At 41.9% G+C, this 10,767-nt stretch carries 11 protein-coding genes; 9 read left to right on the forward strand and 2 right to left on the reverse strand.

All coding sequences use genetic code 11. From position 1 onward, the window contains the following. Positions 1 to 77: 77 nt before the first annotated feature. Complete coding sequence (gene yyaC / locus H0Z36_RS08935; RefSeq protein ID WP_296865614.1) at positions 78 to 674, forward strand: spore protease YyaC; 597 nt, start codon at positions 78 to 80, stop codon at positions 672 to 674. On the opposite strand, the gene H0Z36_RS08940 is transcribed toward yyaC, so the two are convergent. Then, positions 671 to 1,063 (reverse strand): polymer-forming cytoskeletal protein, encoded by a 393-nt coding sequence (locus H0Z36_RS08940; RefSeq protein ID WP_296865616.1) that lies wholly within the window; start codon positions 1,061 to 1,063, stop codon positions 671 to 673. The genes yyaC and H0Z36_RS08940 overlap by 4 nt on opposite strands. A gap of 28 nt (positions 1,064 to 1,091) precedes the next feature. Then, complete coding sequence (locus tag H0Z36_RS08945) at positions 1,092 to 1,964, reverse strand: M23 family metallopeptidase (RefSeq protein ID WP_296865618.1); 873 nt, start codon at positions 1,962 to 1,964, stop codon at positions 1,092 to 1,094. 666 nt (positions 1,965 to 2,630) lie between these two features. On the opposite strand from H0Z36_RS08945, the gene cas10 reads away from it, so the two are divergent. From cas10 to cas2, 8 genes are read left to right on the forward strand one after another with little or no spacing between them, the layout of a single operon-like run. Continuing rightward, positions 2,631 to 5,198, forward strand: coding sequence for a type III-A CRISPR-associated protein Cas10/Csm1 (gene cas10, locus H0Z36_RS08950; RefSeq protein ID WP_366508882.1), 2,568 nt, complete (start codon positions 2,631 to 2,633; stop codon positions 5,196 to 5,198). Next, complete coding sequence (csm2, locus tag H0Z36_RS08955; RefSeq protein WP_296865620.1) at positions 5,170 to 5,586, forward strand: type III-A CRISPR-associated protein Csm2; 417 nt, start codon at positions 5,170 to 5,172, stop codon at positions 5,584 to 5,586. The genes cas10 and csm2 overlap by 29 nt, the downstream gene beginning before the upstream one ends. Further along, on the forward strand, positions 5,586 to 6,296 hold the full coding sequence (csm3, locus tag H0Z36_RS08960) for a type III-A CRISPR-associated RAMP protein Csm3 (RefSeq protein ID WP_296865622.1): 711 nt from the start codon (positions 5,586 to 5,588) through the stop codon (positions 6,294 to 6,296). Before csm2 ends, csm3 begins: the two co-directional genes overlap by 1 nt. Before the next feature lie 13 nt (positions 6,297 to 6,309). After that, on the forward strand, positions 6,310 to 7,311 hold the full coding sequence (csm4, locus tag H0Z36_RS08965) for a type III-A CRISPR-associated RAMP protein Csm4 (protein WP_296865623.1): 1,002 nt from the start codon (positions 6,310 to 6,312) through the stop codon (positions 7,309 to 7,311). Continuing rightward, the gene (csm5, locus tag H0Z36_RS08970) at positions 7,304 to 8,566 is read left to right on the forward strand and encodes a type III-A CRISPR-associated RAMP protein Csm5 (RefSeq protein WP_296865625.1); all 1,263 of its coding nucleotides are present in this window, start codon (positions 7,304 to 7,306) and stop codon (positions 8,564 to 8,566) included. The genes csm4 and csm5 overlap by 8 nt, the downstream gene beginning before the upstream one ends. Further along, positions 8,566 to 9,348 carry a CRISPR-associated endoribonuclease Cas6 gene (gene cas6 / locus H0Z36_RS08975; RefSeq protein WP_296865627.1) on the forward strand — a complete coding sequence of 261 codons (783 nt, stop codon included), beginning with the start codon at positions 8,566 to 8,568 and terminating at the stop codon, positions 9,346 to 9,348. Before csm5 ends, cas6 begins: the two co-directional genes overlap by 1 nt. Next, positions 9,345 to 10,346: a CRISPR-associated endonuclease Cas1 gene (cas1, locus tag H0Z36_RS08980; protein WP_296865629.1), complete on the forward strand. Its 1,002-nt coding sequence runs from the start codon at positions 9,345 to 9,347 to the stop codon at positions 10,344 to 10,346. Before cas6 ends, cas1 begins: the two co-directional genes overlap by 4 nt. A 20-nt stretch (positions 10,347 to 10,366) precedes the next feature. Continuing rightward, on the forward strand, positions 10,367 to 10,690 hold the full coding sequence (gene cas2, locus H0Z36_RS08985) for a CRISPR-associated endonuclease Cas2 (protein WP_296865631.1): 324 nt from the start codon (positions 10,367 to 10,369) through the stop codon (positions 10,688 to 10,690). Positions 10,691 to 10,767: the final 77 nt, after the last annotated feature.

Raw genomic sequence — 10,767 nt, forward strand, 5'->3', positions numbered from 1 at the left:
CCCCTCTCATAAAAAACAGGCATAAAAGCCTCTAATTCTGGCAATAATATGCAATAAATTCAGCATGGAGGTTTTTTATGTCTTTAATTCAACCGGTGCAAAACTTCAGCTATTCATATCATTATGATGAACCTCTCTGTTTTAGTAAAATTGAAGATGCAATTTATCAACTTTTAATGGAAACTCAGGATATTTTTTCTCGGGAAATAATATATATCTGTATAGGAACTGATCGGGCAACCGGCGACTGTTTAGGTCCTCTCACCGGAACCAAACTTAAAACCTATGTTCCTTCCGCTTTCATATACGGCACCTTAGAAGAACCGGTTCATGCAGTCAACCTTATAAAAACATTAGAAGATATAAAAGAAAAATATTCCCATCCGCTGCTTATAGCTGTTGATGCCTGTCTCGGAAACAGCGACCGAATAGGATATATAAATGTTCGCAAAGGCGCCTTAAAACCGGGGACTGCACTGAAAAAAGAACTGCCAGAAGTGGGAGATTTTCATATATCCGGAGTGGTAAACACCGGCGGTTTCCTTGAACATATGGTTCTGCAAAACACGCGGCTTTACACCGTTTATCGCATGGCTGACACCATAGCTAAAGGCCTTTTTCTTTTTCACTCCCGCCTTGTCAAAAAACAGGTGCAAAAAAATAAGGAGTCCTAACCCTCCTTATTTTTTCTTTCCCTTTTGTTTTCCTTCTCTTCAGTCTGGTTCATTTTAGCCATTCCGTTTAAAACTCCGCCTTCTTCAACCACCAAAACAGAACAGGCTACATCGCCGTTTACATTCCCAGAAGGCGATATTTCAAGCCGCCCGCCTGCATGAACATTGCCGTCCATCCTGCCGGCAATAATTATATTCTTAGCCTTTATCTCTCCCTTTATATGCCCTTTTTCCCCTAAAACTACATCTCCACTTGCCTCAACCTTGCCTTCCACCCTGCCGTCAATCCGAATTGATCCTTTAGAATTAAGCTCCCCTTTTACTTCCATTTTATCGGAAATAAAAGTATCGATATCTCCATAAACCGCTTCCTTTTTTCCTCTAAGCATATAACCACTCCCTAACCTATGAAATTAACTATGGCAGATATACCAGGGGATCTACCAGTTTCCCATATTTCTTCACCGTAAAATGCAGATGCGGTCCCGTACTTCTGCCTGTATTGCCAAGCCGTGCAATCGGCTGTCCCTTCTTAACCTCATCCCCCTTTTCAACCAAAAGAACAGAATTATGCCCGTAGATAGTGACAAATCCGTATCTGTGCTCTATTTCCACCGTTTTACCATAAACTGCACGCCACCCGGCGAAAGTTACCTTCCCGTCAGCAGCAGCAACTATAGTTTCTCCAACATTATTGGCTATATCTATCCCTTCATGGAAAGTCCGTTTCCTACCGCCAAAAGGAGATTCGCGCCAGCCGAAAGGTGAAGTTATCTCTCCTTTTACCGGCCACTGATTCGGAACTGCCCTGAAATAATCCTGATTGTTTTGAGCCTTTGCCAGCATCTCATCAAGCCTCTGTTCTTCCCGGTTAAGATAAGTCTTTATCTCTTGCAGCTTCTCTAAAGCATCTTTCCCTTCCTCATTTTCTAATGCTATATCCCTTCGTCCCTTTCCTCCCCGGGAAGGATTCTTCATCTCCCCTGTGCTATCAGTTATGCCCATAAGCTTTTTAATCTCTTCCTGTTTGCGGGCAATTTCCTCTTTCTGTTCTTCAATCTCCTTTATCTCTTCATTAAGTATCTTTATAGTTTCTTCTTTTTCTTCATTTTCTGTTTTCAGCTTATTTACCTGTTTTACCTGATACTGGCTGTTAAAATAAAGCCCGGCAAAAGTAAGGCTGATCAATACTATCAAGGCCAGGGCTGCTGCTGCTCCTTTAATAAAAAAATCCGAAACATTAAACTTTTTTGCCTTTTCTCCAGTGGGTGGAATAAAAAGCACTGTCATATACTCTGTTTTTTTCTTCCGCTTTCGCTTCCAATTCAGCTTTACTTTCCTCATTTTAAAAATCACTTCCAGAAATAAATAAAAATCTGCAGTTTTTAACCTTTTTCCAATCAGTTTCTTCAAACTTAAAAGCCTAATAAATTATTTACTTTTTTCCTCATTTTTATCAACCCTTTTCTATTTTTTTATTTTTTCCTCTTTCATGCATATTCCTTTAGCTCCCTAACGACTTTATTTTCAGCCACAATCATCTTTGCAAAGAAAAATCCTCTTATTCTGGCAGGATTTTTCATATTTGCAGAGAATTTTATGATTAAATTATTTATACCGGAGAATTCCTATGGCCAGCCAGAGTAGCATCTACCCACTGAAAAAAGGGATTATCGACATAAATAACCTTACCAACGCATATTTCGCTTCCTATGCTGACCTTCTCTATTTCTACGGCGAGGACCTATCCAGCATAAGACCGGAAGACTATGGCTTTTTTGAAATATATAACTTCCTCTTCGGCCTCAAAATCTGCTAAAATCCCGTATTCGTCCGCTATCCTTCTTCCTTTTTGCACCTTATTATGACTTCCTGTTTTTTTCTACACCTGAGCAGGAAAAAAAACAAAAAAAGCGAAATAATTCGGTAAAATATGCCATAAAGGAGAACAGAGGCATGTCGAATAAACTTCATACCATAACCTTAGGCGCCCTTCTCCACGATATCGGTAAAATAGTCTATCGGGCAGAAGGCAGCAGTATATCCCATGCGGAAACGGGAAAAGAATTCTTGTCTAATGAAAATATAAAAATACCTGACAAAGATACTGTACTGCAAATAGTGCGCTTTCACCACAAAAGCGGCCTTAAGAAACAAAACCTCCCTTCTTCACATCCTGTTTACCTGGTATATGAGGCTGACAACATAGCCTCTGCCCTTGACCGGCGTGATGATGAAGAAAGCAGTACAGAACAAGTATTTGAACATTACACCCCGCTAGAATCCGTATTTAACCTGATCTGGGGAAGAAAAACGGGACAAAAAGGGAAATATCCTGCTTCTACCCTGCGCGTAGAAGACAATATACCTTTCCCTGAAGAAAATAGGACAAATCTGACCAAAGGAGACTACAGCCGCATTAAAAGCCATCTCGAAGAAAACCTGAAAAAAATAGACTATCAACTGGAAAATCCCAACTCGGTGCTTAAACTCTTAGAAGCTACAGCAAGCTTTATCCCTTCAAGCACTTATTTAAAGGAAATCCCTGATATATCCCTTTTCGACCACTCCAAAATAACTGCGGCTGTGGCTTCATCCCTGTTCCTCTATCTTGATGAAAAAAATGAAACAGATTATAAAACCATTTTCTTCAAAAACTATGAACAGTTCCGAAAAGAAGAGGTTTTCCTGCTCGTTTTAGGCGACATATCGGGCATTCAGGATTTCATATACACCATTTCATCAAAAGGAGCCCTAAAATCACTGCGGGCGCGCTCGTTTTATCTTGACCTTATCTGTGAACACATAGCAGACGAAATATTAAGCGCCCTAAACCTTTCCCGAGCCAACCTTCTATACAGCGGAGGCGGCCATTTCCGGCTCCTCCTTCCCAACACAGAAAAAACGGCAGCCATGCTCAACCTGGCCCGTGAAAACATAAACTGGTGGCTCTTTAAACGCTATTCCACCGCTCTTTACCTGGAAATAAGCTCCGTGCCGGTAAGCGCCTATACCCTGTCAGGCAAACAAGGTACAGACGGGGAAAACCTGCTTAAAAAAGCCTATGAAGACCTGGCCTTAAAGGCCAATCAGGGCAAAATGCGCCGCTTTTCCGGCCCCCTTTTAGAAAAAATAATCTTTCCCCGGGAAAACAGCCTGGACTGCCGGCGCGAATGTACCATATGCAGAACATCCAGCACAGACCTCATCGAAGACCCGTTCAATCCCGGAAGCATTATTTGCAAAAACTGTCTTGCCCTGCGCAATATAGGGGGCAAATTAGGCACTGAAAAAGATAATATAATCATCGCAGTTACCCGCAGCCACTCCGAGAAAAACGCGTCCAATACCCTGGAAATCCCGGGAATCAGCGGAGAAAATCTCTATCTTTCATTTCTGAGTGAAACACAAACCAGGGAGGAACTTGCCAAAAACCCGGATAACATCAAAAGGCTCTATTCTATCAACAGGCTTTACACCGGGGTAGGCTACTCTACCAATCTGTGGGCCGGCAACTACAGCCGTGAACCTGAGTTAAAAGAAGAAGGCTACATAGATTTCAACGAGCTGGCTAAAGCCAGCTGCGGTATAAAAAGGCTGGGGGTTTTAAGGGCTGATGTCGATAACCTGGGACTCGTTTTCGCCGAAGGATTCAAGCAGGGAGACGAAAAAAGCGATCCTTACAAATACCTGAGCCTAAGCCGCTCTGCCGCCTTATCGCGCCAGATGTCGATGTTTTTCAAATACTATATAAACCATATATGTCGCAGGAAAGAACGAAATAAAAACCGCATCTACCTTACTCCTGAAAGCCGGGCAGACAAAAATCTGGCTTTGGTATATTCCGGGGGTGACGATCTCTTCATCGTCGGTGCTTGGAATGAGATAATAGACTTTGCCCTGGATTTAAGAGAAGCATTTGAACACTACACCATGGGGCGATTAACCTTTTCCGCCGGTATAGGCCTGTTTCGTCCCGGTTTTCCCATATCCCAGATGGCAGCCTTTACAGGTGATCTGGAAAAGGAAGCCAAGAAAAACAAAACCTCCCCGGGTGAAAAAAACAGCCTGGCTTTATTCGGCATGGAATATGACAAAGAAGCAAAAGAAATCTTTCCCCATGTCTACCCCTGGGACGAATTCAGGGACAAAGTCCTCAGCGAAAAATACCGCTTCCTTGCTGAAACCCTTTACATGGAGGATAAAACCGCCCCTCCCGGTATGATAAAGGCCGGTATGAGCCTTTGCTACCGCTGGCTGAACCTTTTGCGAAATCTGGGCGATGACCGGGAAAGAATAAACCTGGCCCGCCTGGCCTATAATCTGGCACGGCTAGAGCCTCCTGCAAGTGCTCCAGAGGAAACCAGGGCAGCATATGAAACATTAAGGAAAAAACTGTATATGTGGGCATCTTCCGATAAAGACCGGCGCCAGCTCATAACCGCCCTAACCCTTTTTATATACTTAAACCGCAAAGAAAAGGAGGATGAAGCAGATGACCAGAACCTGTCAGGAAACCCCTGATCTCATCGAAGAAGCCAAACGAATAGTAGAAAACATGAAAAACAAGAAGGGTGAAATCAAACTTACCACTTCTCAAATCCGCAAATTTTTAGCTGCTGTAACCCGTTTGGAAAACAAATATGAGCTCTACAAAATGGGAGAAATAACCAAAAACGGGAAAAAGCCTGACCTGCTCCCTCCCCACCTGGTGCAGGAAGTCCAGTTTTTAAAGGTAAAACTGGCCTATCAGGCAGGGCGCCAGGGAAAAAACAGCAAAGCCGACATCTTTTTAAAAGACATTACCCCCCATATTGAAAAAATCGGCGATAAAGCGGCAGAGTTTGAAAAATTCTGCCGTCTGGTAGAAGCCATAGTAGCCTATCATAAATATGAAGGAGGCAAAGACTGATGAACCACAGCTATATGCAAAAACTTATCGGGAAAATAATTATAAAGGCTGACCTTATTCTGCTTACCGGGCTGCATATAGGGGGCTCTAATGAATTCTCCAGTATTGGGGCGGTTGACAGCATTATAGTAAGAGATCCGCTGAGCAAAGAACCCATAATCCCTGGCAGTTCGGTAAAAGGCAAAATGAGAAACCTGCTTGCCCGCAGCTTTGAAGGGGGGCCGCACCTTGAAATCTCCCGTGAACCTTATGAGCTAAAAAGGCTTTTCGGCGGAAATAAAGGAAGCGAAAAAGAGCAAAATCTTATTGCTTCCCGCCTGCAGTTTCCTGACCTCTTCATGAAAAGGGAAAGCGTAGAAAAAATTAAAAGTCTGGAAACTGACCTTCTCCTCACAGAAATAAAATTCGAAAACACCATAAACCGGGTAACCGGAATAGCCGCTCCCCGGCAGATGGAAAGGGTGCCGGCAGGGGCCGAGTTTGACTTTATACTCATCTATAATGTCGAAAATGAAAATGAACTGGAAGAAGACTTTGCAAACATAAAAAAAGGCCTTAAGCTTCTGGAATACGACTATTTGGGGGGCGGAGGAAGCCGCGGCAATGGACGCATAAAGCTGGAAAACTTCTCTCTGGAAACAATTACAACCGGCGATGACGTAAGCCTTAAAACAGATGACCTGGAAAAACTGCTAAATAATGAGACCTAAGGAGAGATAAAAAATGTTCTACTGTTTTTTCAAACTCAAATTTACCACCCCAGTTCACTTCGGCTCTGACATTCCGGGACTGGGCTTAGAGCGGGCGGAAATGACCTGCCATTCCGACACCCTCTTTTCCGCTTTGTGCTGCGAAGCCTTCAGCCTTTTCGGAAATGAAGGAGTAGATTTTTTAGTAAAATCAGCTCAAAAAGGGGAACTTTTGCTCTCCGACCTTATGCCTTACAAAAAAGATACCCTATATATCCCCCGCCCCTTGCTGTCGGAAGGAGCAGGCGGAAGGGACCTGAAAAACCGCAAAAAAATAAAAAAACTAACCTATATCCCCATATGCGGCCTATACGACTACCTGGACTATATAACAGGAAAAAGAGCAAATTTCCCGGAGGGGGATATATGGGAAGCCGAATTCGGAGCTCGCAACCTGCGCGTCAGGGTAGCATTAAACGGACAGGAAAAGCCCCGGCCCTATTATGTCGGAACATTCCAATTTGCCCCTGACAGCGGTCTTTACTTCATACTGGGGATAAAAGAAGAAGAACAGCTCGATCTTTACCGAAAACTCATCATCTCACTCGGCTATTCCGGTTTGGGGGGTAAAAGGACTTCCGGCTTCGGCCATTTTGAAATGGAAGACAGCGAATATATATTGGAACCTGACTGCATAATCGACGATAACAACGACGGGCTCTTAACTGATCTTCTTTTAAATCAAAAAGCCAGCTTTTATCTGAGTTTATCCCTCGTCTATCCAAAAAAAGATGAGCTGCCCATTGTAAACGACAGCCGAGCAACCTACAACCTGGTAAGAAGAGAAGGCTTTGTTCAATCTGTTGACTACAATAATGATTTTTTCGTAAAAAGACGGCCTTTAATTATGCTTGACAGCGGCTCCACCTTCAAATCCCGGATTGAAGGGGACATTGTAGATGTTTCCATCGAAGGAAAGCATCCCGTTTACCGCTACGGCAAATCCATGATGTTAGGGGTTGACTACCGTGCCTAATAAATCTTACCGCATGAAGCTTAAAGTTCTTACTCCCTTATTCATCGGCGGAGGAAATGAATCTAACCTTTCCCGCACTAACTATATATTTGACGAAAAGGCTTCAGTAGTCTATATACTGGATGAAGCAAAATTTATAAAATTCCTTTTTACCAAAAAACTCTTGGATGAATATGCCCATTATGTCCAAACCAACAGTTCCGATAAAAAATCTAACTTCAACAATCTTCACTTAAGCAAATGGCTGACCAGAAACGGTCTCAAAAATTTCAGCCTAATATCATCCTACCAGATAAAAATAGAAAAAGATCAGGACTTGAATGACCTCAATGACATTTCCTGTTTCATCAAAAACGGGCTTAAAAAACCTTACATACCGGGGAGCAGTATAAAAGGATCCCTGCGCAGCCTGATAATAGGAGAATTTATAAAAAGCCAAATGACCAAAGATCAAAATTTAAAAAAATATTGGGATTCTTTGGAATATAATTTTATTGATTACTTTACCGATTATGTTAAATACATGAAAAACCAAAACAAAAAAAAAGATAAAAAAATAATAAAAGAAAAAGAAAAAAATATAAATCAACAATTATCAAAGATGAATAATTTTATCAACAGCCAAACCCCACAAATAAAATTCGAAAAAAAAGTTAACAACAGTCTTGCTGATGCTTTTAGAGGCATCATGATCAGCGACAGTTTTCCTTTAAAAAACGAGGATCTTTTCATAACCCGCAGCCTCCGGCTGTCCACATATAAAAAAAACGGAAAACATCTCAAAAAACTGCCTCTATACATCGAATACCTCAAACCAGGAACAGAAGCTGAGTTTCTGCTTACCTTAAACCACGACCTTCTAGGCAAAAGCGGCATGAAAGATCCGTTAACTCTGATTAACAGGGCAATTCAAATCCAGGAACAGAACATTCCTGCTCTGTGCGGAGAAAAAGTATTTCATCCTCTGGCAAAAGAAGAAAACATAAACTATTTTTATTCATACGATGCCGAAATCAAGCCAAATTTGGTTTTGGGAGGACAAACCGGATTTAATCACAAAACCTTGATCTACCACATTTCTTCTAATAGTTTGAATATCACGCGCAGCATCTTAGAAAAAAGCTTTCCCAAACACCAACATTTAGTGTTGGATAAAAAGACCTCTCCCCGCACTTTAAAACTGGCTTTCTACGAAGGGAAACACTATGTAACCGGCATGTGCCGTTTAGAACTGCTTGAGGAGGTAAAAATCTGATGATGCTTGCCCACCTGGAAATACACTTATCCCCAGCAGAAAACGGAGAGCTGCCCTATCCTCAGATGGGAAGCCTCCTGCACGGCTGGCTTATGGAAAACCTGGACAAAAACTATGCTGAAAAACTTCACCAGCCTGAACTTAAACCTTTCAGCCAGTACCTGGAGCGGAAAAAGGAACAGGCCATATGGCACATTTCTACCCTAAACCGGGAGAGCTTCGAACATATAACTATGCCTTTAGCCGAGAACTATCCCGAATATATAGAAATCAAGCATAAAAAACAAGCATACAAAATTGAGCAGACAGTTCTGACCAAAAGCTTTACCTCATATAAAGAACTGGCCGACATCTATTATGTGGAAAAAAACCCTAATAAAAAACAGATTTTAACCCTTGTTACCCCAACCGCCTTCCGCTCCCAAAACGAATATCAGATTTTTCCCTTTGTCTCCCTTATCTACCAAAACCTCATCAACCGCTGGAATCTGTTTGCCGACAGAATATCTCTTGAAGATCCCAAACTCATAGAAGAACTGTCTGCCGTCAGTCGCCTGACCAGCTACAAGCTGGAAACCAGATACTTTTCCCTGGAAAAAGTTAAAATTCCGGCATTTTGCGGTACCTTTACCCTGATTTCCCGGGGTTCATCCCCTATGACTTCACTTATAAACATGCTTTTTGCCTATGCCGAATTTTGCGGTTTAGGCATTAAAACCTCCCTGGGCATGGGAGGCATAAAAATACGCAAAACATCTACTCAAAAAGGTGATGAACTGTGATTCTATATGTTAACGAAGCTGGACTCGAATTAAAAAAAAATGAAGGATACTGCTGTATAACCAAAGAAGGGACTGTCAAACACAAAATCCCTCTTGAAAAACTGGAAGCAGTAGTCCTCTTTTCCGGTACCCACATAACAACCCCTTGTTTGCGCTCCCTTTTGGTTCGAGGAATACCGGTAACATTTCTGTCTTCAACCGGAGAATACTTTGGGCGGGCAGAATCTACTTCACATTTCAACATGGATAGACAGCTAAAACATTTCAAAGCTGCTCAGGATCCCGTCTTCAGTCTTAATATAACCAAATCCTTCATAACCGGCAAAGTTCATAATTCTATTGTGCTTTTGCGCCGATACAACCGGGGGAAAGAAAAACAGGAAGTGGTAAAAAATATCAAGCTCATGCAAAACATGCTCAAAAAAATTCCAACTGCCGACTCGCCAAATCAGCTGAATGGTATAGAAGGCTATGCTTCCCGCCTTTACTTTGAAGCCCTTTCCTATCTGATAAAAGAGGATTTTTACTTCTGCGGGCGCAGTAAGCAGCCACCGCGCGACCCTTTTAACTCCCTGCTGAGTTTTGGCTATACCCTTCTTTTATATGAAATATACACATCGGTTACCAATAAAAGCCTTCATCCGTATTTAGGCTTCTTACATCAGGTTCACCGTAGCCATCCGGCATTAGCCTCCGATCTTATGGAAGAATGGCGTCCGATCATTGTCGATTCTTTAGTTTTGAATCTTATAAACCACAGAATAATCACATTAGATGACTTTTCTCCCCCCGCTTCAAATGGAGGGATCTATTTAAAAAAAGCGAAATCCCCGCTGTTCATTGAAAAATTTGCCCAAAAACTAAAAATTGAAAACAGATATCTCGACGGAAATAACCCCTGCAATTTCCGCCAGGCCATAAATCACCAGGTAGACCTTTTAGTAAAAGCACTCGAAACTGGAGACTATACCATATATAAACCTGTAATTATCCGATAGTTTTTTGGAGGATGAATTTCGTGGAAACCTTCAATTGGGATGAAAACAGCTCTATCACCCAAAAAAACAGTGAATTCCTGGTGCTGATAATCTATGATATTTCAGAGGACAAAAAGCGGAACCGCCTGGCAAAAATGCTTTCCAACTTCGGTGTAAGGGTGCAAAAAAGCGCATTTGAGGCATGGCTTAATCAAAAACAGTATGATAAGCTGATCATGCGTCTTGATAAAATAGAATACGATGAAAATGACTACCTGCGCGTTTATAAACTGACTGGATTCAGTGAAGTAAAAACCTGGGGTAACCTTGGTCCTACTGCCAATGATGATTTTCTCATATTCTAATCTTATTTTCCTTGGCTTATAAATAAAATGTGGTATAATTTACGTATTGAAGCTATACCCTATACAAAAATCTCCCC

Origin of the sequence: Thermosyntropha sp. (genome assembly GCF_017656155.1) — a bacterium.
Taxonomy (GTDB): domain Bacteria; phylum Bacillota; class Syntrophomonadia; order Syntrophomonadales; family Syntrophomonadaceae; genus Thermosyntropha.

What these genes read in the sequence shown, in the direction of transcription:
- yyaC (WP_296865614.1), top strand. Translation starts at nt 78, where the DNA reads ATGTCTTTAATTCAACCGGTGCAAAACTTCAGCTATTCATATCATTAT.
- H0Z36_RS08940 (WP_296865616.1), bottom strand. Translation starts at nt 1,063, where the DNA reads ATGCTTAGAGGAAAAAAGGAAGCGGTTTATGGAGATATCGATACTTTT.
- H0Z36_RS08945 (WP_296865618.1), bottom strand. Translation starts at nt 1,964, where the DNA reads ATGACAGTGCTTTTTATTCCACCCACTGGAGAAAAGGCAAAAAAGTTT.
- cas10 (WP_366508882.1), top strand. Translation starts at nt 2,631, where the DNA reads ATGTCGAATAAACTTCATACCATAACCTTAGGCGCCCTTCTCCACGAT.
- csm2 (WP_296865620.1), top strand. Translation starts at nt 5,170, where the DNA reads ATGACCAGAACCTGTCAGGAAACCCCTGATCTCATCGAAGAAGCCAAA.
- csm3 (WP_296865622.1), top strand. Translation starts at nt 5,586, where the DNA reads ATGAACCACAGCTATATGCAAAAACTTATCGGGAAAATAATTATAAAG.
- csm4 (WP_296865623.1), top strand. Translation starts at nt 6,310, where the DNA reads ATGTTCTACTGTTTTTTCAAACTCAAATTTACCACCCCAGTTCACTTC.
- cas6 (WP_296865627.1), top strand. Translation starts at nt 8,566, where the DNA reads ATGATGCTTGCCCACCTGGAAATACACTTATCCCCAGCAGAAAACGGA.